Origin of the sequence: Jiangella endophytica (assembly GCF_003427025.1) — a bacterium.
Taxonomy (GTDB): domain Bacteria; phylum Actinomycetota; class Actinomycetes; order Jiangellales; family Jiangellaceae; genus Jiangella; species Jiangella endophytica.
This window is the reverse complement of the sequence record NZ_QVAI01000007.1, coordinates 226,098-248,675: the sequence shown is the minus strand read 5'-3', so window position 1 is coordinate 248,675 and position 22,578 is coordinate 226,098. Positions and strand designations below refer to the sequence as shown.

18 protein-coding genes are annotated in these 22,578 nt (G+C 71.4%); 7 read left to right on the top strand and 11 right to left on the bottom strand.

Annotated features, from left to right (window positions below):
• Positions 1–12 precede the first annotated feature (12 nt).
• The 6 genes from DZA62_RS16840 to DZA62_RS16815 all read left to right on the top strand — a co-directional run bounded on the left by DZA62_RS16840 (position 13) and on the right by DZA62_RS16815 (position 9,886).
• Entirely contained in the window at positions 13–4,551 is a 4,539-nt protein-coding gene (locus DZA62_RS16840; RefSeq protein ID WP_198663860.1) for a family 16 glycoside hydrolase, read from the top strand.
• A 94-nt stretch (positions 4,552–4,645) separates the two neighbouring features.
• Complete coding sequence (locus tag DZA62_RS16835; RefSeq protein WP_116950064.1) at positions 4,646–5,962, top strand: ABC transporter substrate-binding protein; 1,317 nt, start codon at positions 4,646–4,648, stop codon at positions 5,960–5,962.
• Positions 5,963–6,026: 64 nt separating this feature from the next.
• Positions 6,027–6,998 carry a carbohydrate ABC transporter permease gene (locus tag DZA62_RS16830; protein WP_116950063.1) on the top strand — a complete coding sequence of 324 codons (972 nt, stop codon included), beginning with the start codon at positions 6,027–6,029 and terminating at the stop codon, positions 6,996–6,998.
• Positions 6,999–7,008: 10 nt separating this feature from the next.
• Positions 7,009–7,893, top strand: coding sequence for a carbohydrate ABC transporter permease (locus tag DZA62_RS16825; protein WP_116950062.1), 885 nt, complete (start codon positions 7,009–7,011; stop codon positions 7,891–7,893).
• On the top strand, positions 7,890–8,894 hold the full coding sequence (locus DZA62_RS16820) for a Gfo/Idh/MocA family protein (RefSeq protein ID WP_116950061.1): 1,005 nt from the start codon (positions 7,890–7,892) through the stop codon (positions 8,892–8,894). The genes DZA62_RS16825 and DZA62_RS16820 overlap by 4 nt, the downstream gene beginning before the upstream one ends.
• Positions 8,891–9,886 (top strand): Gfo/Idh/MocA family protein, encoded by a 996-nt coding sequence (locus DZA62_RS16815; RefSeq protein ID WP_116950060.1) that lies wholly within the window; start codon positions 8,891–8,893, stop codon positions 9,884–9,886. The genes DZA62_RS16820 and DZA62_RS16815 overlap by 4 nt, the downstream gene beginning before the upstream one ends.
• A gap of 4 nt (positions 9,887–9,890) precedes the next feature.
• On the opposite strand, the gene DZA62_RS16810 is transcribed toward DZA62_RS16815, so the two are convergent.
• The 6 genes from DZA62_RS16810 to DZA62_RS16785 form a co-directional block, all read right to left on the bottom strand.
• Positions 9,891–10,220 (bottom strand): hypothetical protein, encoded by a 330-nt coding sequence (locus DZA62_RS16810; RefSeq protein ID WP_198663859.1) that lies wholly within the window; start codon positions 10,218–10,220, stop codon positions 9,891–9,893.
• A gap of 469 nt (positions 10,221–10,689) precedes the next feature.
• The gene (locus DZA62_RS16805) at positions 10,690–11,655 is read right to left on the bottom strand and encodes a glycosyltransferase family 61 protein (protein WP_116950059.1); all 966 of its coding nucleotides are present in this window, start codon (positions 11,653–11,655) and stop codon (positions 10,690–10,692) included.
• Between the two features lie 42 nt (positions 11,656–11,697).
• Positions 11,698–12,228 carry an arsenate reductase/protein-tyrosine-phosphatase family protein gene (locus tag DZA62_RS16800; protein WP_269813894.1) on the bottom strand — a complete coding sequence of 177 codons (531 nt, stop codon included), beginning with the start codon at positions 12,226–12,228 and terminating at the stop codon, positions 11,698–11,700.
• A 167-nt stretch (positions 12,229–12,395) separates the two neighbouring features.
• On the bottom strand, positions 12,396–14,792 hold the full coding sequence (locus DZA62_RS16795; protein ID WP_116950057.1) for a M14 family zinc carboxypeptidase: 2,397 nt from the start codon (positions 14,790–14,792) through the stop codon (positions 12,396–12,398).
• A 103-nt stretch (positions 14,793–14,895) separates the two neighbouring features.
• Positions 14,896–15,726 carry an ABC transporter permease gene (locus DZA62_RS16790; RefSeq protein WP_116950056.1) on the bottom strand — a complete coding sequence of 277 codons (831 nt, stop codon included), beginning with the start codon at positions 15,724–15,726 and terminating at the stop codon, positions 14,896–14,898.
• Positions 15,723–16,712: an ATP-binding cassette domain-containing protein gene (locus DZA62_RS16785; protein WP_116950055.1), complete on the bottom strand. Its 990-nt coding sequence runs from the start codon at positions 16,710–16,712 to the stop codon at positions 15,723–15,725. Before DZA62_RS16785 ends, DZA62_RS16790 begins: the two co-directional genes overlap by 4 nt.
• A gap of 86 nt (positions 16,713–16,798) precedes the next feature.
• On the opposite strand from DZA62_RS16785, the gene DZA62_RS16780 reads away from it, so the two are divergent.
• Positions 16,799–17,566: a TetR/AcrR family transcriptional regulator gene (locus tag DZA62_RS16780; protein ID WP_116950054.1), complete on the top strand. Its 768-nt coding sequence runs from the start codon at positions 16,799–16,801 to the stop codon at positions 17,564–17,566.
• Here the strand turns inward: DZA62_RS16780 and DZA62_RS16775 are convergent.
• From DZA62_RS16775 to DZA62_RS16755, 5 genes are all read right to left on the bottom strand, one after another.
• Positions 17,556–17,756 (bottom strand): hypothetical protein, encoded by a 201-nt coding sequence (locus DZA62_RS16775; RefSeq protein WP_116950053.1) that lies wholly within the window; start codon positions 17,754–17,756, stop codon positions 17,556–17,558. The two genes, DZA62_RS16780 and DZA62_RS16775, sit on opposite strands and share 11 nt — an antisense overlap.
• Positions 17,757–17,829: 73 nt before the next feature.
• Entirely contained in the window at positions 17,830–19,059 is a 1,230-nt protein-coding gene (gene fdhA, locus DZA62_RS16770; protein ID WP_116950052.1) for a formaldehyde dehydrogenase, glutathione-independent, read from the bottom strand.
• Between the two features lie 219 nt (positions 19,060–19,278).
• The gene (locus tag DZA62_RS16765) at positions 19,279–20,241 is read right to left on the bottom strand and encodes a hypothetical protein (protein WP_116950051.1); all 963 of its coding nucleotides are present in this window, start codon (positions 20,239–20,241) and stop codon (positions 19,279–19,281) included.
• Between the two features lie 95 nt (positions 20,242–20,336).
• Complete coding sequence (gene cysC / locus DZA62_RS16760; protein WP_232827515.1) at positions 20,337–21,629, bottom strand: adenylyl-sulfate kinase; 1,293 nt, start codon at positions 21,627–21,629, stop codon at positions 20,337–20,339.
• 44 nt (positions 21,630–21,673) lie between these two features.
• Positions 21,674–22,330, bottom strand: a complete 657-nt coding sequence (locus DZA62_RS16755) for an NAD(P)H-binding protein (RefSeq protein WP_116950049.1) — start codon at positions 22,328–22,330, stop codon at positions 21,674–21,676.
• Between the last annotated feature and the right edge of the window lie 248 nt (positions 22,331–22,578).

Sequence of the window (22,578 nt, the reverse complement as noted above, 5' to 3'; positions counted from 1 at the left end):
CCGGAGGAAGCCATGTTGGGCAAGCGATCCGCATCGTTACTGTTATTCCTGGCGCTGCTGTTGTCGGTCCTGGTCAGCGCGCCGGCCACCGCACAGACGACCGAGGCCCCGGCCGAACCGGACGGCACGTTCGCGGAGCTGTCCGCGGCCGACGAGTTCGTGAAGACGCTGGTGGCACCCGGCATCTCCCAGCCGATGTCCATGGACATCGCCGACGACGGCCGCGTCTTCATGACCAGCCGCGACGGCGTCATCCGCGTGTATCACCCCGGCATGGGGCACGTGGGCGTGGTGGCGGAGCTGGACGTGTTCGACGACCACCCGCTGCCGCAGAACCCCGACTTCGAAGGGTCGAAGAACCAGGAGGGCGGCCTGCTGGGCCTGGCCCTGGACCCGGACTTCGCGACGAACGGCTGGGTGTACGTGTACTACACCACCCGCGCCGAGAACGCGCACTACCTGTCCCGGTTCGTCGTCGAGGGCGATCAGCTCGACGTCGCGTCCGAGATCGTCATGCTGAAGGTTCCGTACAACAAGACGAACTGCTGCCACGTCGCCGGTGACGTCGACTTCGACTCCGCCGGCAACCTGTACCTGAGCACCGGCGACGAGTCGCCGCCGGACCTGAACCAGCAGTACTCGCCGCTCGACAGCCGCCCGACGCACTGGTACAACGACGACCGCCGGACCTCCGGCAACACGAACGACCTGCGTGGAAAGGTCCTGCGGATCACCCCGCAGCCGGACGGCACCTACTCGATCCCGGACGGCAACCTGTTCACCGGCGAGGAGGAGGGCGGCGGGAAGACCCGGCCGGAGATCTTCGCGATGGGGTTCCGCAACCCGTTCCGCATCTCCCTCGACCCCGCGACCGACCGGCTGCATATCGGCAACTACGGCCCGGACCGGCTGGGCGAGTGGACCGAGCGCGGCCCCTGGGGCTTCGACCAGTACATGGCCACGTCCGAGGCGGCCAACTTCGGGTACCCGTTCTGCATCGGGAACAACTACCCGTACCGGCCGTGGGACTACGCGACCAACCAGCCGCTCGGCGACTTCTACGACTGCGCGAACGGCCCGGTCAACGACTCGCCGAACAACACCGGGCTGGACCAGCTCCCGCCGGTGACGCCGGCGACGATCTACTACCCGCGCAGCTGGGCGGGCTGGCCCGAGTCGTGGGTCGGCTGGCCGGCACAGGAGATCAACCCGATCCCGGAGCCGTTCCTCAACATGGGCTCCGGCGCGGGGGGCCCGATGTCCGGCCCGGTCTACCGCTACGACGCGGCGCTGCAGTCCGACACCAAGTTCCCCGAGCACTACGACGGACGCTGGTTCCTGCTCGACTTCCACCGTGGCCACGTGAAGACGGTCGACCTGGACGAGAACGAGCAGGTCGAGGCGATCGACGACTTCATGCCCGGCCAGACCTGGTCCGGCCTGATGGACGGCGAGTTCGGCCCGGACGGTTCGCTGTACGTGCTGGAGGGCGGCGCGTTCGGGAACAGCCCGAACGCGGGGCTCTACCGGGTCGACCACGTGAGCGGCACCGGTCCCGGGCAGTGCGTGACCGATGACTTCGCCGGGACCGAGCTGGACCGCGAGCGCTGGTCGACGATCGTGCGCGAGAACACCGACGGCTACCGGCAGACCGACGGCGCCCTCGAGATCGACATGCTGCAGGGCGACATGATCAGCAACCACCTGAGCGGCAACATCAACACCACCGCGCAGAACCTGATCACGAGCCCGGTGCCGGACGGGAACTGGGTGGCCGAGGCCACCGTGCAGTTGCCGGCCGGTGTGACCAGCCACGACCAGGCCGGGTTCATCATCTACGGCGACGATCAGAACTTCACCAAGGCGGCCTACTTCCCGCCCTACGGCAGCGCCGTCGACGGCAGGTTCGAGTACCTGTTCCACCAGAACGGTGAGATCCGGTACCAGAACGGGGTCGACAACGCGACCATCGCCGCCGCGCCGCTGACGCTGCAGCTGCGGCTCACCGGCGACGGCGAGAACGTGCGGGCCGCCTATTCACGCGACGGCGTGACCTGGGTCAACGTCGGCCGTCCGGCGCCGATCTCGCAGTACGAGTCGCCGACGTTCGGCTTCTTCGCCGCGCACGGACCGGCCGCCATCGAGAACCCGCTGACCGCGACGTTCTCCGACTTCTCGCTGTGCGTCCCGGAGGAGCCCGCGTGCGCTGCGCCGGCGGTGGACGCCGGGTACCGGCCGCTGTGGGACGGCGCCACGCTGACCGGCTGGAACCAGTCCGGTCCGGGTGGGTTCGCGATCGTCCCGGACGGCGAGCGGGCGGGATCGTGCGCCCTGGAGTCGGTCGGCGACCCGGCCGGCCTGGGGATGCTGTGGCACGAGGAGGAGTTCGAGTCCTACCGGCTGCACCTCGACTTCAAGGCCGTGGCCGTGGACGACAACTCGGGCGTGTTCTTCGGGTTCCCCGACCCCGGTGACGACCCGTACGTCGCCGTGCGCCAGGGCTACGAGATCCAGATCGACGACACCGGCGGCTCGCCCGGTGCCGCGGACCGTTCGAAGACCGGCTCGATCTACACCTTCCAGGCGCCGACGTCGTTCCCGACCGTCGCCGGTGAGTGGAACGAGATGGAGATCGAGGTCGAGGACCCGATGGTCCGGGTCTGGATCAACGACGTGCTGGTCAACGAGTACGAGAATCCCGAGGGCTCCGGACGGGACCTGGCCTCCGGCTTCGTCGGCATCCAGAACAACCGCGTGTCGGACAACGTGTTCTTCCGCGACATCTGGATCAAGGAGCTCGGTGACACCCAGTGCCCCGAGCCGCAGACGCCGCCGGCGGGCTTCGTGCCGCTGTACGACGGCGAATCGCTGGACGGCTGGACCATGGCCGGTCCGGGCGGCTTCGAGATCGACGAGTGCGGGCTGCTCGAACCGTACGGCGGCATGGGCCTGCTCTGGTACGACCGGCAGACGTTCTCCGACTACGTGATGCGGGTCGACTTCCGGGTCCAGGCGCCGACGGACAACTCCGGCGTGTTCCTCCGCTTCCCCGACCCGCAGGGTGACGCGGGACGTCCGGTGAACGAGGGCCACGAGGTGCAGATCTACGACGCCACCGACAACCCGATGACCCGGACCGGCGCGATCTACAACTTCGCACCGGCCGAGCCGCTGGCCACCAACCCCATCGGCGAGTGGAACACGATGGAGATGGAGGTGATCGGCCAGGAGTACCGCGTCACGCTCAACGGCGTCGAGGTCACCACGTTCACCGGCGACGGCACCCGTCCTCTGGAGGGTTTCGTCGGCCTGCAGAACCACTCGTCGGGCCAGGCGGCCGGCGAGAGCGTCGAGTTCCGCAACGTCTGGATCAAAGAGGTCGAGGACGAGCTGACGGTCAGCGCCTCGCTGACGCCGCCCGAGCCCGACGGCGCCAACGGCTGGTACGTCTCGCCGGTCACGCTCGGCCTCGAGTCCAACAACGCGGACGCGGAGCTGTTCTGGCGGCCGCGGACGGACGAGACGGAATGGCGCACGTGGACCGAGCCGGTGCTGTTCGACGCCGACGGCGTCTACAACATCGACTACAAGGCGGTCGTCCCCGGCGACCGCGGTGAGCCGGCCGAGAAGGAGATCCTGGTCGGCTCGGGCGGGTTCGGTTTCAGCGAGACCGACTTCAGCGTGGCGCAGGGCGACACCGTCAAGTTCCAGTACGTCCCCGGGTACGCACACGACGTCGTGGTCACCGACGAGAACGGCGTCGTGCTCGCATCCCGTCCGCTCGGAGACGACTGGGAGGACGACCCGTTCTTCTTCGACGCGGCAGAGGTGGGCACGTACTACGTCTACTGCACGCCGCACTCGAACCGGCCGAACCCGGGCGACCCCACGACGTGGGCCGGCATGGTCGCGACATTCGAGGTGACGCCGTCCACCGGTCAGCCCCCGGTCGAGACCGGGATCGAGGAGATCGAGTTCCTCATCGACCAGACGGCGCCCACCACCACGGCGTCGCTGGCCGGCGACCAGGCCGGCGACGTCTACACCGGCCCGGTGACGGTGACCCTGAACGGGCAGGACGCCACGTCCGGGGTCGCCGGGACGCAGTACCGGATGGCCGGCGCGGAGGAGCCGGTGGCCTACACCGAGCCGATCACCGTCACCGAGCCCGGCGACCACGTCGTCGAGTTCCGGTCGGTGGACGTGGCCGGTCACACCGAGGACTGGCAGACGGCCGAGTTCACCATCGGCGACGGCGACCCGGGCGCCTGCCCGGAGCCGGATCCGCGCGAGACCGTCGTGATCGGCGGGCTCGACAGCGGCGTGCCCAGCTACGTGCTCGACAGCGGATGCACGGTCAACGACCTCATCCGCGACGAGGACGACTGGGCCACCCACGGGGCCTTCGTGCGGCACGTCGGGGAGGTGACCAGCCAGCTGGTGGCCGACGGCGTGCTCCGCGCCAAGGAACGCGCCGCCATCGTCCGCACCGCCGCACGCGGTGACGTCGGACACCCGGCAGCGAGCCGGACGTCGTGGTTCATGTCCTGACACCCGCTGACAACCGACGTCCGGCGCCGGTCCGCGACCTGCGGACCGGCGCCGGACGGAGGACGTTCAGCCCTCGATCACCATGGGAGAACTCATGTCGAACCGACTCGGCCGGCTGGCACCGGCTGTGGGTGCGCTGCTGGTGCTCGCCGCCTGCGGCGAGAGCGCCGATCCGCGGGAGGAGACCGACGCCGCCGGCGGCGATGACGGCGGCGGCAGCGGTGACCAGGTCACGCTGGTCATGGAGAGCTGGCGCAACGACGACCTCGCCATCTGGGAGGACGTCATCCTGCCGGCCTTCCACGAGCAGCACCCGAACATCCGGGTGACCTTCCAGCCGACGGCGCCGGACGAGTACGACGCGGCGCTGGACGCCAAGCTGTCCGGGGGCACGGCGGGCGACCTCATCACGTGTCGCCCGTTCGACGTGTCGTTGCGCCTCTACGAGCAGGGCCGGCTGGCGCCGCTGACCGACCTGGAGGGGATGGACGCGTTCGGCGACGTCGCCCGGGCCGCGTGGTCGACCGACGACGGGGCGGAGGCGTTCTGCGTCCCGATGGCGTCGGTGATCCACGGCTTCCTCTACAACACCGAGGCGTTCGACGAGCTCGGCCTGGCGGCTCCGGAGACGGAGGAGCAGTTCCACGACCTGCTCGGGCAGATCGCCGCCGACGGCTCGTACGCCCCGCTGGTGATGGGCACCGCCGACCAGTGGGAGGCGGCGACGATGGGCCTGCAGAACATCGGGCCGAACTACTGGAACGGCGAGGAGGGCCGGCAGGCGCTGATCGAGGGCGCCGAGCGGTTCGACGACGAGCCCTACGTCGCGGCGTTCACCGAGCTCGCGTCCTGGGCGGAGTTCCTGCCCAGCGGCTACGAGTCGCTCACCTACCCGGACGCGCAGAACATGTTCACGCTCGGCCGCGGTGTGGTGTTCCCGGCCGGCTCCTGGGAGATCGCGCTCTTCAACGAGCAGGCCGACTTCGAGATGGGCGCGTTCGCCCCGCCACTGCCGGAGGGCCAGGACACCTGCTACATCAGCGACCACACCGACATCGGCGTCGGCATGAACGCCGCCACCGAGCACCCGGACGAGGCCAGGGCGTTCCTGGAATGGACGACCACGGCCGAGTTCGCCGACCTGTACGCCAACGCGCTGCCGGGGTTCTTCCCGATGTCGGACCACGACGTCGAGGTCGACGATCCGCTGGCGCAGGAGTTCCTCAGCTGGCGGGACCGCTGCGAGTCGACGATCCGCAACTCGTACCAGATCCTCTCGCGCGGCGAGCCCAACCTGGAGAACCAGCTGTGGGACCTCAGCGCGCAGGTGGTCAACGGCACGGTGCAGCCGGCCGACGCCGCCGCCCAGGCCCAGTCGGGCCTGGAGCGCTGGTACGAACCGCAGCAGTAGGCCGACGGCGCGGGTGTGGCGCGGCGGCCGCCGCGCCACACCCCACTTCCGCGAAGGAGAACGCATGACCCGACCGCGGACCTCGGCGCTTCCCGAGGGGATCGACACCGAGGCCACGACGGCGAGCGGCCCGGCCGTGGCGGCGGGACCCGCCGCCCGTCCGCGTCGCCGGTTCCGCACCCATGTGGTCGTCTTCATCGCGCCGGCGGCGGCGATCTACACGATCTTCATGGTCTACCCGCTGCTCGACTCACTGCGGCTGAGCCTGTACGCGCCGCGGGACGGCGTGCACACGTTCGTCGGGCTGGACAACTTCGTCCACCTGCTCTCCGACGACCTGCTGTCCGAGGCGTTCTGGAACGCGGTGTGGAACAACCTGGTGTTCTTCGCCGTGCACTTCTTCGTCCAGAACCCGATCGGGCTGCTGCTCGCGGCGCTGCTGGCCGCCCCCACGCTGAAGGGACGCGGGACCTACCGCACGCTGCTGTTCATCCCGACGACGCTGAGCGTGGTCATCGTCGGCTTCATCTGGCAGCTCATCATCAGCCCGGTGTGGGGGTTCGTCGACACGCCACTGCTCGGCCAGTCGAGCACGGCGCTGGTGACGCTCGCGCTGATGTCGGTGTGGCAGTACATCGGCATCCCGATGATCCTCTTCTACGCCGTGCTGATCAGCATCCCCGACGAGCTGACCGAGGCGGCGACGGTCGACGGCGCCGGCGGCTGGACGACGTTCTGGCGGGTCAAGTTCCCACTGATCCTGCCCACCGTCGGCATCGTCTCCGTCGTCACGTACGTCGCCAACATGAACGCGTTCGACCTGATCTACACCGTGAAGGGCGCCCTGGCCGGACCGGACTTCGCCTCGGACATCATGGGGACGTTGTTCTTCCGCACGTTCTTCGGCTTCCAGCTCCAGCAGGGCTCCAGCACGATGGGCGCCACGGTCGCCACCATGATGTTCCTGCTCATCCTGGCCGGCGTGCTGCTCTACTTCTACGGCTGGCAGCGGCGCGTCGAGAGCTACGAACTGTGAGGAGCCCAGAGTGAGCGCTGTGAGCACCCCGGCCCGCGGTGTCGCGCGGCCGACGCGGGCGAGCCGGTCGTGGCGGACGCGCGCCGGCGCGGCGGTTCCGCACGTCATCCTGCTCGCCTACGTCGTCGTGGCATGCGGTCCGATCGCGCTGATCGTCATGAACGCGTTCAAGTCCCGCCAGGCGATCTTCGAGGAGCCGTTCGCCTTTCCGACGCCGTCGACGCTGGATCTGGGCGGCTTCGAGACGGTCTTCACCCGGGCCCGGTTCGAGCTGTACTTCCTCAACAGCTTCGTCGTCACCGTCGGCACGGTGGCCCTGGTGCTGCTGCTCGGGTCGATGGCCGCGTTCGCCCTGGCCGAGTACCGCTTCGTGGGCATCACGTTCGTGTCGCTGTACCTGGCCGTGGGCATCATGATCCCGATCCGGCTCGGCACTGTCGGGATCCTCGACCTCATGGTCCGCCTGGGCTTGGTGAACTCGCTGGCCGGCCTGGTGCTGGTGTACACCGCCATGGGGCTGCCACTGGCGGTGTTCGTCCTGACCGCGTTCTTCAAACAGGTGCCCGGCGACCTCAAGGACGCGGCGCGCATCGACGGCGCGAGCGAGTACCGGGTGTACTTCCTGGTGCTGCCGCTCGTGCGGCCGGGGCTGGCCGCCATCGGCGTCTACACGATGCTGCCGATCTGGAACGACCTGTGGTTCCCGCTGATCCTCACGCCCGGCGAGAGCGTCCGCACGGTCACCCTGGGCACCCAGCTGTTCCTCGGGCAGTTCGTCAGCGACTGGAACGCCGTGCTCGCCGTGCTGACGCTGGCGGCGCTGCCGATGCTGGCGCTGTTCATCATCTTCTCGCGGCAGTTCGTCCGCGGCCTGACGTCGGGAGCGGTCAAATGAGCCGGACGCGCATCGGCATCGTCGGGGCGGGCTTCATGGGTGCGGTGCACGCGGCGGCGTGGGCGACCTGTCCGGACGCCCGGCTGACCGCGGTCGTGGCCGGGTCGGGTGGTCCGCCCGCCCGGCTCGCCCGCGAGTACGGCATGCAGGCCTGCGCCGACCTGGACGACCTCCTCGGCCGGGTCGATCTCGTGGACGTCTGCGTTCCCACCGACCTGCACCACGAGATCACCGTCCGCGCGGCTCGCGCCGGGTGCGCCGTCGTCTGCGAGAAGCCGCTGGCCCGAACGCCCGACGAGGCGGCGGACGTGATCGCGGTGTGCCGGGACGCCGGCGTGCCGCTGCTGCCGGCCCACGTCGTGCGGTTCTTCCCCGAGTACGCGGCGGCGAAGGCGGCGGTCGACGCCGGCGCGATCGGCGCACCGGCGGTGGTCCGGCTGACCCGGGCGACGTTCCCGCCGGCGAAACCCGCGGACGACTGGTACTTCGACGAGACGCGCTCGGGCGGACTCCACGTCGACCTGATGATCCACGATCTCGACTACGCCCGATGGGTCGCCGGCGAGGTCGTGAGCGTGCATGCGCGCAGTGTCCGCGCCGTGCGCCCCGACGTCCGCGCCGACCACGTCCTCGCCATCCTGCGGCACGAGTCCGGCGCGATCAGCCATGTCGAAGGATCGTGGGCTCATCCTCCGCCGACGTTTCGCACCCGGGCCGAGATCTCGGGCACCGGTGGCGTGCTCGACATCGACTCCGACCGCACCGCGCCGGTGCGCCCGGCCCTGCGGGCGGGTGTCCGGGCGGGGGAGATGCCGCTGCCGTCCAGCCCGCTCGCCGAGACGCCCTATGCCGTCCAGCTGCGGCATTTCCTCGACGTCGTCCGTGGCGCGGCGGTGCCGGTCGTGACCGCCGAGGACGCCCTCGCCGCGGTGCGGATCGCGACCGCGGTCGGGCGGTCGATCGCCACCGGCCGGCCCGTCGACGTGGAGGTGGCCGCATGAGGGTCGGCTTCCTGTCCACCGCTCACGTGCACGTCGACGCCTATGTCGGCAACATCCGTGCCGCCGGCGCCGAGGTGGTCGGCGTCAGCGACGACGACGCCGAGCGGGGCATGCGCTGGGCGGCCGCTCACTCCGTCGCGTGGTTCCCCTCGCCGCAGCGGCTGCTGGACGCGGGGGTCGACGCGGTCGTCGTCGGTTCGGAGACGGTGCACCACCGTCGTCTGGTCGAGCTGGCGGCGGCGGCCGGTGTCGCCGTGCTCTGTGAGAAGCCGCTCGCCACGAACGAGGACGACGCGCGGGCGATCGTCGACGTGTGCGCCGGCGCCGGCGTACCGCTGATGACGGCGTTCCCCATGCGGTTCAGCCCGCCGCTGCGCGAGTCCGCGGCGCTGCTCGCCGACGGCGCACTCGGCCAGGTCTACGCCTGCACCGGCACGAACCAGAGCGTGCTGCCGACCCGGCACGGTGCCTGGTTCGCCGATCCCGTGCTGGCCGGCGGCGGCGCGCTCATGGACCATGTGGTGCATCTCGCCGACGTCCTGCGCTGGTACCTGGGTCACGATCCCGTCGACGTGTACGCGGCGACCAACCGCGTCCTGCACCGCGACACCGTCACCGTCGAGACCGGCGGGCTGGTCATGCTCGGCTATCCCGACGGCGTGTTCGCCACCATCGACTCCAGCTGGAGCCGCCCGGAGGGCTATCCCACCTGGGGCGGGCTCACCCTCGAGCTGGTCGGCGAGCACGGCACCATCGCCGTCGACGCCTTCAGCCAGCACCTCACCGTGCACGGCGCGTCGCCTGGGCAGCTGGACTGGCCGATGTGGGGGTCCGATGCCAATCAGGGCATGATCGAGGAGTTCCTCGACGCGGCCCGTCATCGGCGCCGGCCCTCCGTCACCGGCGAGGACGGGCTGGCGGCCACCCGCGTGGCGCTGGCCGCGTACCGGTCGGCCGCCAGCGGCGAGCCGGTAGCGCTGCTCGCCGGGTAACGGACTACGCGGTCTGCTGCGCGGCGGTGGCGCAGCGGGCCTTGCCGGCGAGGACGGTGAACCCCGTCGGGTGCGCGCTCGCGGTGGGCTCCGGGGCCGGCGGCGGGTCGATCCAGCGGATCTCGGTGAGGCCGCCGTGGCCGTGGATGGTCTCGACGTGCTCGATGTCGTCGTAGACGGCGACCGACTGGACGTCGGAACAGCACCAGGCCAGCGTCGTGCGGCCGGTGGGGTACTGCGTGCCGTAGGCGACGATGCCCGTGCCGGAGACGCCGGTGATGTCGTAGCGACGGTGCAGGGCGAAGCGGCGCGGAAGTTGAGCGGGCTGGCTCACGTGACTCGTTCCCCGTTTCGTTGATCAGGCGTGGCGGCCGGGACCTGGCTGGTCCGACCGGCCGCCACGCCGGCCTGTGGTGTGCGGTCGACGGTCGCTCGGCGCACCCCGATCGCCATGTCCGTCCCTCCGCACTCTCTAGGAGATGTCACCAGAGTGACACTCCCCACACGATCGTGCAGCGTCACCGCGTGACGTGTGACACGTTGAAACATCGGCAGCCACAAGACGCGCGGCGAAAAGGACATTTCATGACATCTGCGGCGGTTGCGCGCAAGGGTCCGGGGTCGCGCCGCAGGGTTCCCGAAGGCGGCGGTTCACTGATCGAAACTGGCCCTGGTCTGCGCCGATGGGCGGTGGAGTGGGTCGGGGCCCGAACCGGCGCGCGCATATGTCTATCGGTTTCGCAGCCGCTCCGTCAGCCCGATGACCGATCCCGTGACATCGGGCTCCCGACTGTGACGTGCCGTCATGGATGCTGGCGGGCCAGCAAGGTGGTGACGGCCGCCATGGTGGCGCCGACGTCGCGGACGTTGCTGCGGCCGAGGTGGGGGACGAAGGCGGTCAGCCGGCCGCGAGCGGCGTCGATGACCCGTTGGTCGCCCGGCGGGCGGGTGCGTGTACGGATGTCGCCGATCTCGAGGACCCGGGTCGCCTGTGGCGCGAACGCCGACAGATGCAGTGCCGGCCCGGAGACGCCGGCGATGACCGGTGCCGAGGCCACGGCGCTGAGCTGCGCGGCGATCGGCAGCTCCTGCGGGTGCAGCACGCGGAAGCCGAGTCGCTCCATGAGTGCGTCGACGAGTTCGTCGCCGTCGCTGCGCCGCCGGTCGTTCGGCAGCCTGGTCCGGGAGAGGAAGACCGGCGGGCCCGGCCGTGCGGCGACGGCGGCGCGGTCCCAGACGTCGACGGCCTCGGCGCTGGTGCGCCGGCCGGGATGGTACGGGCGGTCCGGCACCACCAGCTCCTCGACCTCGGTCGGCCGCGTCACGACCCGGAGCGGGACGTCCCAGCCGCTGCGTCGCACCAGCTCGGTCTGATAGTCCAGCGGCGTGCCGGGCAGGACGAACCGGTGGAACACCAGCCCGTCGACCTCGCGGCCGACCGGCCACAGGCTGGTCAGCGTCTCGGTGACGAAATGCCCGAACCGGCTCATCCAGTGTCCGCCGTAGAGCCAGCGGCCGGCGAGGCGGTCGACGGCCGGATCGGCGCAGTACGCCGGGTCGTCGGCGACGACGTGGTCGCCGTCGTACCCTCCCGCGCGCAGCGACTCCGGCACCAGTCGCCCGCCGTCGTACACCGCGCCGCGCGAGCGGCGTGTCGGGCCGGTGCCGATGTGGACGCTGCTCCAGCCGCTGAGCAGCGCGCCGCGGACCGTCCGCACGGCGGCGGGCGGCGGCGGGGAGTCGGGTGGCACCGCATAGTCCCACTGCATTGTGGCAGACTAGCTTGTCGCAATGCTGGGGAGAAGGGCGGATCAGCTCACGTTCGGGATCATCCGCCGGACGAGGTCGTCGAGTTCGTCGACCACCTCGCGCCAGACGGAGGCGCGTTGGCCGTAGGGGTCGACGATGTCGTCCTCGGGGCTCTCGCCGGCGATGTCGTCGCGGGTGCGGCCCTCACCGACATGCCGGAGCCAGTCGGCGAAGCGCTGGTGCCGGCCGCGGACTGCGGACTTCTCGACGCGGCGGACGAAGTCCTTGACGGTGAACGTCTTCACCCAGGCGTCCGGATGGGCGTCGACGACGGCGCGGACGTGCTCGCGCTCCATGCCGAGCACCAGAGCCGCCGACCCGACCGAGGCGGCGGTGACGGGGAGGCTGCGGTGCCCGCCCAGCTCCAGTCCGCGCTCGCGCATGACCGTGATGCCGACCGGCGGGACCGAGCCGTGTGCGCCGACCAGCGCGCCGGACCGGCCGGCCAGCGGCGACCCGGCCCGCGGCGCGTAGGCGTCGAGCATGGCGGCGGCGATGGGCGAACGGCAGCGGCCGGCCGTGCAGACGAACAGAACGTCGATGCTGACCCCCCACCCGGTGCCCGGTCCGACGACGACGGACGCAGTCTACGGCCGCCGTTTCGCCCCGTTCGCACCGTGCCCGCACCGTGGACCGTGCCGGACGCCGGGGCCGAGAAGACGGTGGCCGCCGCGTCCGGCGACCACCGCTTCCCGCCGGGTCAGTCGACCCGCACCGTCTGCTTCCGGTAGCTCGAGCTCGGACGCAGCGGGTCGTACCGGTTCTCGACGTTGCCGGCGGCGTCGACGGAGAACCAGTGCACCCGCGTCGACCCGGAACCGACCGGGATCGGCGCCGCGGGTTCGCGCAGCCCGGCCGACTCGACCCGCGGCGACGAGTACGTCGGCCGGCTGCCGTCCAGCGTGTAGTGGATGGTCACCGGCTCGGTCGACTCGAAGGTCACGCCCTCGTCGGTGAGCTCGAGCGTGGTGCGCGGCGGCCGGTTGTCGCGGCCGTAGGAGCGGGCCACCTCGAGCAGCCCGATCAGGCCGTTGGAGAACTCCATGGCCTGCTCGTAGCCCTCGGCGAACGGCGGCTGGAAGCCCTGCGGGTCCCACTCCCGCTCGACCGGGTCCCAGAGGTCCGCGCCGACCTCGAAGTCCCAGCCGAAGATGCCGCGGTTGTACCAGTGCTCGTCGGCGGAGTTGCCGGCCGCCGAGTAGAGCACGTCGCTCACCGGGCCGGTGCGGCCGGGCCACACCGCCGTGCCGCGCCAGTCCTGCACGGCGGAGAGGATGTGGCTGGACGCGGCCCAGAAGTAGTTCTCCTCACCCAGGGTCGGGCGGGGCAGCGGGACGCGGCCGTTCGAGACGTACGCGCCGGGCGGCCACATGAAATAGCCGCCGTAGGAGTGCACGTTCATCGCGAACTCGATGTTCGGGTACTCCTGGGTGAGCCACACCTCGTTGCGCGCCTCCGGCTCGGACAGTTCGGCCGGCCCGGAGTACGTGTCGCTGGTGCACGACGCGGACGCGCCGCTGTAGCCGTCGAACCGGGAGCCGACGCTGAAGTTGCGGTTCAGGTCGACGCCCCAGCTCGTGGCGGCCCGCTCGGGGTCGGAGTTCTCCGGACCGCAGTGGTTGGTCATGTTCCGCCGCTGCCCGGCGCGGTCGTAGAAGGAGAAGTGGCTGCCGTCGGGGTTCACCGACGGGATGATGAAGATGTCGAGGTCGTCGACCAGCTTCTTCGTGTCGGCGTCGTTGGCGTAGTTGCGCAGCAGCCGCTCCGCCGTCTCCAGTGCGACCAGCGGCGTCACCCACTCGCGGGCGTGCTCCTGGCTGTAGGCGAACACGCCGGTCCGCGACCCGTCGCGGACCTTGCCGATACGGATCGCCCGCACGGTGAACGGGTCGCGCGAGATCTCCGCGGGTGCGTCCAGCCCGTCGGTGAGGTCCTGCCCGCCGGCCACTGCGAGCCCGGTGCCGCCGGTCGTGCGGTACGTCGACGCCGTCACCAGCGCCGACGCCGCGGGCGAGGCGTTGACGGCCGCGACGACCTGCGCCGCGGTGCTGTTCGGGGCGCCGGCCGCGTCGGTGCCCAGCGACACCCGGACGGTGGCGCCGGCGACGGTGACGCCGAGCGGGCTGCTCGCCGTGCCCGGGTTCACCGTCTCCAGCCGCAGGTCGTTGCCGCCCTCGTGGCCCCAGGCGCGCGACGTCACGTAGAACGCCGAGGCGCCGGTGCCGATCATCGCCTGCGCCTTCCGGCGGTACCCGTTGGTCTGGTACGGCAGCTCGATGATCTCGGCGAGGTCGGGGAACTCGGCGGCCAGCGCCTCGATCCGCTCGTACAGCTCGGTCGGGTCCATGTAGTGGTCGACGAAGCCGGTCGCGTAGTGCGGGCCGGGCTCCGGTCGCGGGTCGCCGAGCCACTCGACGACGGGGACGGTGATCGAGGCGCCGCCGCTGCTGGTGACGGTGACCTCGGCCGGCACGTCGTCGACCGCGACCGGCTCGAAGAACGTGTGGTAGATGTACTGGCCGGCGTCGACGAAGCGGTCCATCGTGACGCTCTGGCCGCCGAAGCTCACCGTCAGGACGGTGCTGCTGTCGGCGCCGAGCGAGCTCTTCACCTCGACGCCCAGGTAGGTCTGGCCGCCGACGCTCTCGAACCACTCCGCTCGCAGTGGTGTCAGCGACTCCGCCAGGCGGGCGAAGGTCTGGTCGGCCCGGCGAACGGCGGCGTCGCGCCCGGCGACGACGGCCGCGGTCTCGGCGGCACTGACGACGACGTCGCCGACGGCGTAACCGAGGTCGCGCAGCACCGCCTGCTCGGCCGGCGTCGCGACGACGTGGACGAGCAGGCCGCCGTCGACCGGGCGGGTGTACTCGGTGACGTCGGCGCCGGCCTCGATGAGGCCGATGACGGCGTCCTGGTCGGCGACCGTGACTTCGACGATCTCACCGGCCTGGCCGGCGGTCTCGGCGGCGGAGACGGGCGACGCGACATCGTCGGGATCGGGTTCCGCGCCGGTGGCCAGTGGCAGCCCTGCGAGTAGCAGGGGCAGGGCTGCCAAGGCGGCCAGCCGGCGGCGGGGACGGTGGGTCTGCGGTGCCATGGGCCACTCCCGGAGGAAGAGGACTATATGACGTGACACGCCATATCGTGGTAGCCCTGTGTCACATTTCGCTACCCTTTGCCCCGGTTTATTTCACGCAGCGTCACCGGCTCAGCCGCTGGAACCGCCGGACCGCCATCGGTACGAAGACCAGTGTGATGACCAGCGGCCAGACGATCGCCCCGAGCATCGCGTGCTGCTCGATCCAGCTGTCGCCCAGCGCCACGGGGTTGCCGAACAGCTCGCGCGCCGCCGTCACCGTCGAGGACACCGGGTTCCACGCCGCGACGGCGCCCAGCCAGTCGGGCATCTGCGACGGGGCCACGAACACGCTGGAGATCATCGCGAACGGGAACGCGACGGCGAACAGGTTGCCGGCCGCCTCCTCGTTGGGCGTCACCAGGCCGATCCAGATGCCGATCCAGATCAGTGCGAACCGCAGCCACAGCAGCAGCCCGAACGCGGCCAGGGTGGCCCAGAACCCTCCGTCCGAGCGCCAGCCGATCACCAGTGCCGTCGCCGCCAGCACCAACAGGTCCAGCATGGCGCTGACGATGTCGGCCAGGCCGCGGCCGGTCACCGGGGCCGACGGTGCCATCGGCATCGAGCGGAACCGGTCGGTGACGCCCTTCGTGGTGTCGAGCACGACGGCGTAGGCCGTGTTCATGAACCCCATCGCCATGGTCATGCCGAACATGCCCGGCATCAGGTACTCGCGGTAGTCGCCACCGCCGGGCACGCTCATCGCGCTGCCGAACACGTAGCCGAACAGCAGCACCGAGACGATCGGGAAGCCGAGCTGCCAGGCGATGTTGGCCGGCTGCCGGATCAGGTGGGTCAGGGTCCGGCCGGCGACCGTCCAGCCGTCGGCCAGCGCCCAGTACATGCGCCGCTCAGGTGCCTCCGGTTCGTGGCCGAGGATGGTCGTGCTCATGCGGGGACCTCCGTCCGCTCGGTCGTGTCGGTGGTCTCCTCGGGCTTGTGGCCGGTGAGCCGCAGGAACACCTCGTCCAGGGTGGGCCGGCGCAACCCGATGTCCTCGACGCCGATGCCCTCGTCCTGCAGCCGCCGCGCCACCTCGGTGAGCGCGGCGACCCGCTGCTCGACCGCCGCGGTGACCCGGCGGTGCTCCTCGTCGATCTCCGGCTCGCCGGCCGCGACCCGCGCGACCGCCTGCAGTGCCACCGGCAGGTCGACCGACTCCTCGAGAACGACCTCCAGCTGATCGCCGCCGACGCGGCGCTTGAGCGCGGCCGGGGTGTCGTCGGCGATCACCTTGCCGTGGTCGATGACGGCGACCCGCCCGGCCAATTGGTCGGCCTCGTCGAGGTACTGGGTGGTCAGCAGCACGGTGGTACCGCCGGACACCAGCGACCGGACCGCCGTCCACACCTCGTTGCGCCCGCGGGGGTCGAGGCCGGTCGTCGGCTCGTCGAGGAAGAGCACCTTCGGTACGAGGATCATGCTGGCGGCGAGGTCGAGCCGGCGCCGCATGCCGCCGCTGTACTCCTTGGTGCCCTTGTCGGCGGCTTCGGTGAGGTCGAACTGCTCGAGCAGCTCGTCGGCCCGGGCGGCCGCGCGGGCCGGGCCGAGGTGGAACAGCCGGCCGAACATCCGCAGGTTCTGCCGGCCGGTGAGGATCTCGTCCACCGCAGTGAACTGGCCGGTGAAGCCGATGCGCCGGCGGACCCTGCGCGCGTCGCGGACGACGTCGAAGCCGGCGACCTCCGCGCGGCCGCCGTCGAGCCGGACGAGCGTGGCCAGGATGCGCACGGCGGTGGTCTTGCCGGCGCCGTTGGGGCCCAGCAGGCCGTAGACCGTGCCCTGCGGGACGGCGAGATCGAAGCCGTCGAGGGCGCGTTTCTCGCCGTACCGCTTCTGCAGTCCAACGGCGTGAATCGCGTGGCTGGAGGTGCTCAAGGGAGTCCCTTTCGCTGAACCGAGTACAATGTACGCGTTAAAGCGTACAGCATGCGCAGTTCATTCCCGGGCTAGTGTTTTCCCTGATGACAACGGACTACAGCAGCGGCAGCGGCGACGTCTCCAAGAGCCTCGAGCTCCTGTGGGGCATGCAGCAGCGACCCACGCGCGGCCCGAAGCCCGGGCTGTCGCTGGAGCGCATCGTCGCGGCCGCCATCGAGGTGGCCGACGCCGACGGCCTCGCCGCGCTCTCGATGCGTCGCGTCGCCACGCACCTCGGCGTCGGCACCATGTCGCTCTACCGTTACGTGCCGGGCAAGGCCGAGCTACTCGACCTCATGCTCGACTACGTGGCCGGCCCGGTCGACGACGATCCGCCCGGCGACGCCGGCGCCGACGGCTGGCGCGCGACGCTGGAGGAGATGGCCCGCGGCGTCTGGCAGCTGTGCCTCGACCATCCCTGGTATCCGCAGGTGGACCAGGTGCGTCCCCTGATGGGGCCCAACAACATCGCCGGCATGGACCGCCTGCTGAGCCGGCTCAAGCCGACCGGTCTCGGCGACAAACCGCTCGTCCTCATGGTCTCCGTCGTCGACGGGTTCGTCACCGCGGTCGCTCGCGCCCACGTCAACTCCCTGCAGGCCGAGCAGCGCACCGGGATCTCGGAGGAGGAGTTCTGGGCAGCGCAGGAACCGGTGCTCATCAGGATGATGGAGTCGGGCCGCTACCCCACCCTGGCCAAGCTGCACGAGGACACGTTCACGTTCAGCTACGAGGACCTGTTCGAGTTCGGCCTGAAGGCGGTGCTCGACGGACTCGCCGTCGTGGTGGCGACCGGCGGTGCTACCGGCTGACCGGCGGCGCGTCGGGTCCGTGGCCGTCGTGGTGCTCCCAGCGGACCCGGTGCGTACCGAAGCCGGCGGCGTGCACGCCGTCGTGGCCGTACGGCCGCCGGCACCGGTACGTCAATGTGTAGAGATCTCGGCAGGAGTCGGCGTAGGTGGTGTACGCGAACTCCAGGTCGAGCCTTTCGTCGATGGTCATGTGGATCACCACGCAATGGGGGGTGGGGGATGGTGTGACGCCCCGTTGCGACGGATCCAGTATCACACGACCGTCAGGATGTCGCCGAGCCCAGCATTCCGTGCGGGTCGATGACGTACTTGCGGGCCGCGCCGCGGTCGAACTCCGTGTAGCCCTCCGGAGCCCGGTCCAGCGGGATGACCGTGGCATTCACGTTCCGCGCGATGGGTGCGCGGTCGTGCAGTATCGCCTCCATGAGGTAGTGGTTGTACCTCATCACCGGGCACTGACCAGTCGTGAACGACAACGACTTCGCCCACCCGAGACCCAGCCGGATCGACAGCGAGCCGACCTTGGCCGCTTCGTCGCCTGCCCCCGGGTCGCCCGTCACGTACAGCCCCGGGATACCGACGGCGCCGCCGGCCCTGGTGACGTCCATGACGGCGTTCAGCACCGTCGCCGGCCGCTCGGACTGCGCGTCGGCGCCGTGCCCGCGCGCCTCGAACCCGACCGCGTCGACCGCACAGTCGACCTCCGGCTCGCCGCCGAGCACCTGAGCGATCTGCTCCTTCGGGTCGCCCATCGACACGTCGATGGTCTCGCAGCCGAACGAGCGGGCCTGTGCCAGGCGCTCCTGCTGCAGGTCCGCGACCATGACCACGGACGCGCCGAGCAGGAAGGCCGACGTCGCCGCGGCCAGTCCGACCGGTCCCGCCCCGGCGATGTAGACCGACGTCCCCGGCTTCACCCCGGCCGTCACGCAGCCGTGGAACCCTGTCGGGAAGATGTCGGCGAGCATCGCGAGGTCGAGGATCTTCGACATCGCCATGTCGCGGTCGGGGAACTTCAGCAGGTTCCAGTCCGCGTACGGCGTCAGCACGTACTCGGCCTGGCCGCCGACCCAGCCGCCCATGTCGACGTACCCGTAGGCCGACCCCGGCCGGTCCGGGTTGACGTTCAGGCAGACCCCGGTCTTGCCCTCCTTACAGTTGCGACACCGCCCGCAGGCGATGTTGAACGGTACCGAGACCATGTCGCCGACCTTGATGAACTCGACGTCACGGCCTACCTCGACCACCTCGCCGGTGATCTCGTGCCCCAGTGCGAGGCCCTCGGGCGCGGTGGTGCGGCCGCGCACCATGTGCTGGTCGCTGCCGCATATGTTGGTGGCGACGACCTTGAGTATCGCCGCGTGGTTCAACTGTCGACCCACGTTGGCCGGATTGACCCCCGGGCCGTCCTGTAGTTCGAAAGTCGGATAGGCGATGGACTCGACCTCGACGTGGCCGGGTCCCCGGTAGATGACTGCTCTGTTTCCAGGCACGTCCCTGCTCCCCTTCCTCGGGATGGAAGATGACGGAAATTCGGCTGCCTCCCCGGCCGCGGTGGCGGGGCCGTCCGAACTCGTCACCGCGCCCCTAGGAAATTGGGCGGACGGCACGGACGAGGGACACCTTGCAAGACGATGGGTGCTCGCTCGCCCGAATTTCCAACGTAGACCCGCCCTCTGGGGCGGTCAATCGAGCTGGGCGGGGTGGTGCGGTCAGGCCGCGTCGAGCGCCTCGCCGAGGGTGTCGGCGCGGACGGCGCAGGCGATCTTGCGCACCGCCCGGCTGGCCCGCTGCCGGGCGGCGGCCCAGCTGATGCCGGCCCGCTCCGCCGCCGCGGCGCCGCCGTCCAACCCGGGTGCGGGCGCGTAGATGTCGATCAGCAGGCTCGCGTCGGCGGCGCTGATCGTGCCGCTGCCGACCGCCCAGGCCAGCAGCTCGGCGAGGTCGACGTCGGCGGCGCGGCCCGGATCGGTGCCGAGGACCGACGCCAGCACGTCCGGTTCGGCCGGTGTCTCGGTGCGGCGGTGCGCCAGCTCGCGGCTGACCACGCCGAGCGTGTCCATCGCGAGGTTCGCCGCGACCTTCGTGGGCCGACGCTCGGTCGGGTAGGTGGCGATGACGGTCCACAGCGCGGCGATCGCGGCGTGCTCCAGGCTGTCGCGGCTGTCCCGGCCCGCGTGCCCCGCGGCGATCCGGATCGCCTTGCCGAGCATCAGCTGCAGGACGGTCCGGCCGGCCAGCGGGTCGCCGCCGTGGGCCAGCCGCAGCAGTGCGATCAGGACGGCGTCCGCGCCTTGTGCGGTGGGGGAGGCCGGGCCTCGTGCCGTGGGAGAGGCCGGGCCTCGTGTGGTGGCGGGGGCCGGGCCGGAGCGCGCCGGCGCCGCGTCCCCGGCGGCGGAGCCTGGTCGCGCGGACGACGGCGCAGCACCTGTGACGCCCCGTCCCCGCGCGGGGACGGCGCCGCGCGCCGCCCGGGCGGCTGTCGCGGCCGCCGCGGTCACCGCGGCCTCGACGTCGGCGAGGTCGCGGCAGCCGGCCAACGCCGTCTCGATGGCTGCCCAGCGGCCGACCACGTCCGGACGCCCGTCGGCGCGGAGCCGGTCCCACTCGTCGTTCAGCCGGCCGGCCACGCCGGTCCCGGTCTGCCGTCGCGCTCCCGTGATCGTGACGCTCATGCGTTCCAGGCTGGGCGGGCACCCTTGCCCGCAGACTTGCCCGGAAGCTTGCCCTCACACCTTTGACCAGCAGGGCAATGGTTGCCCGGACGGCGTTAGAGGCGTCCGCCCTGGTCGAGCAGCGTGATGACGGCATCGCGGGCGGCGGTGATCGAGAGGCCAGTCGTGTCGAGGACGAGGTCGGCGTCCGCGGGTTCCTCGTAAGGGCTGGAGATGCCGGTGAACTCCGGGATCTCGCCGGCCCTGGCCCGCGCGTAGAGGCCCTTGCGGTCGCGCCGCTCACACTCCGCCAGCGGGGTGGCGACGTGGATGAGGAGGAAGTCGCCGTGTGCCTGGGCCATCGTGCGGACCCGGGCCCGGGTGGCGGCGAAGGGCGCGATCGGCGCGCACACCGCCACGCCGCCGTGCTTGGCGATCTCGGCGGCGACGAAGCCGATGCGTTCGACGTTGCGGTCGCGGTCCTCCTTGGAGAACCCGAGCCCGGCGGACAGGTTGCGCCGGACGACGTCGCCGTCGAGGAGGGTGACGGTGCGGGTGCCGATCTCCGCGATGCGGTCGGTGACCGCCCGCGCGATGGTCGACTTGCCCGATCCGGATAGCCCCGTGAACAACAGCACCAGCCCGCGCTCGTGCGGCAGCCGCCGCCACCGGCGCCACGCGTGCCGGCTCGCGGGCGGCCAGTCGGCCGGCTCCGCGGCGGTGCCGTCGAGCCAGTCGCGCAGCGCCTGTGCCGATGGCGGCTCGGCCGGCACGACCCTGGTGCCGCCGTAGGCGACGGCGATCCGCTCGGCCAGCTCCTCGTCGCGATCGTCGCCGTACTGCGGTGCCGGGACGACGATCAGCTCGGCTCGGCGGCCGTCGCGGCGCAGCCGGTCGCGCAGCGTCAGCGTCGCCGAGATGACGTCGGCGGCGTCCGGCCCGGGCACGATGCGCGGCCCGTCCAGCACGATCAGCAGCACCGGCTGCCCGGGCTTCGCCGTCGCGGCCTCGAGCGTGCGCAGATCGACCGGATCGCGGGTGACGACGGCCGCGCCGCCGGCCGGCTTCCCCCGACCCGGCGCGCGCCGCAAATCCGCGTACGCCCCGCGCGGCTCGTCGTCGGTGACGGCGGCCGCGCGGCGCACCGTCCCCTTCACGGTCAGCCGGCGCTTGCGGGTGGTCGCTGACTCGACGGTGACGACGGCGACCGGCGCGCCCTCGGCGTCGGTGACGGTCAGTTCGGTGCCCGGCGCGGGCTTCTTGCCGGGCAGCGGGTCGAGCTCGACGGCGATCGCGGGCGGCGGCGCGGCGGCGCCGGGCACCGCGATGCCCAGCAGCGCGAGCTCGAGGGTGGTGAGGGTGATCGGATCGGGGGTCAGAGCGGGACCGGGGGTCGGTTCGGCGGCCACGGCGCACAGCTTAGGGCCGCCGGGCGGCCGCGCCGGAACCCGTCTCAGCCCGACAGCGAACCCACGGCGTCGCCGACCGGGACGTCACCGCCGATCAGCTCGAGCGTCAGCCGCGCGGTGCCCGGCTCGTCCAGCAGGGCCAGCAGCACCGCGGCGACGTCGTCGCGCGTGACCCGTCCGCGCGGGACCGACGACGCCAGCCGCACCCGTCCGGTCCCCGGGTCGTCGGTCAGGCCGCCGGGCCGCAGCACCGTCCAGTCGAGGTCGCGACGGCGCAGGTCGGCTTCGCTCTCGCCCTTGGCGGTCAGGTACACCTGGAAGACATCGTCGGGGTCGGCCGGCGGCTCGGTCGTGGCGCCCATCGACGACACCAGCACGTAGCGCCGCACCCCGGCCAGCTCCGCGGCGTCGGCCAGCAACGCCGCCGCGCCGCGGTCGACGGTGTCCTTGCGGGCCGCGCCGCTGCCCGGCCCGGCGCCGGCCGCGAACACCACCGCATCGGCACCGCGGACCTCGTCCGCCAGCTCCTCGGCACCGGCCTGCTCCAGGTCGATGACGACCGCCGTGGCGCCGGCCGAGGCGAGGTCGCCGGCCTGGTCGGGATTGCGGATCAGGCCCACCGCGCTGTCGCCGCGCAGAGTGAGCAGCCGCTCCAGTCGAAGTGCGATCTGTCCGTGCCCGCCAGCGATGACCACCTTCATTGGCCGTACGTTAGCCGACGTCGTCTCACGGGGTGGACCGAAGCCCCGGCAGGACCCGGGCCTTGCTGGACCGAAGCCTCGGCAGGACCAGGGGCCGGGGCGGGCCGGACCGGCGCGGCCGCGACAGCTCGCCCGTTCGCCGGGGCCGGCACCCCGCCCGGCCGGGTGGGAGGCCCACCCTACGGGCGGGCACCGACAACCCGTCGCGAACGAGCGTCAGCAGCCCCGCTCGACCAGCGCCGTTGGGT

Excerpts from the sequence above, each read along its gene's own strand:
- DZA62_RS16805 (WP_116950059.1), bottom strand. The coding sequence starts at position 11,655 with ATGCAGTGGGACTATGCGGTGCCACCCGACTCCCCGCCGCCGCCCGCC.
- DZA62_RS16765 (WP_116950051.1), bottom strand. The coding sequence starts at position 20,241 with ATGAGCGTCACGATCACGGGAGCGCGACGGCAGACCGGGACCGGCGTG.
- DZA62_RS16795 (WP_116950057.1), bottom strand. The coding sequence starts at position 14,792 with ATGGCACCGCAGACCCACCGTCCCCGCCGCCGGCTGGCCGCCTTGGCA.
- DZA62_RS16835 (WP_116950064.1), top strand. The coding sequence starts at position 4,646 with ATGTCGAACCGACTCGGCCGGCTGGCACCGGCTGTGGGTGCGCTGCTG.
- DZA62_RS16815 (WP_116950060.1), top strand. The coding sequence starts at position 8,891 with ATGAGGGTCGGCTTCCTGTCCACCGCTCACGTGCACGTCGACGCCTAT.
- DZA62_RS16830 (WP_116950063.1), top strand. The coding sequence starts at position 6,027 with ATGACCCGACCGCGGACCTCGGCGCTTCCCGAGGGGATCGACACCGAG.
- DZA62_RS16790 (WP_116950056.1), bottom strand. The coding sequence starts at position 15,726 with ATGAGCACGACCATCCTCGGCCACGAACCGGAGGCACCTGAGCGGCGC.
- DZA62_RS16755 (WP_116950049.1), bottom strand. The coding sequence starts at position 22,330 with ATGAAGGTGGTCATCGCTGGCGGGCACGGACAGATCGCACTTCGACTG.
- DZA62_RS16820 (WP_116950061.1), top strand. The coding sequence starts at position 7,890 with ATGAGCCGGACGCGCATCGGCATCGTCGGGGCGGGCTTCATGGGTGCG.
- DZA62_RS16775 (WP_116950053.1), bottom strand. The coding sequence starts at position 17,756 with ATGACCATCGACGAAAGGCTCGACCTGGAGTTCGCGTACACCACCTAC.
- DZA62_RS16780 (WP_116950054.1), top strand. The coding sequence starts at position 16,799 with ATGACAACGGACTACAGCAGCGGCAGCGGCGACGTCTCCAAGAGCCTC.
- DZA62_RS16840 (WP_198663860.1), top strand. The coding sequence starts at position 13 with ATGTTGGGCAAGCGATCCGCATCGTTACTGTTATTCCTGGCGCTGCTG.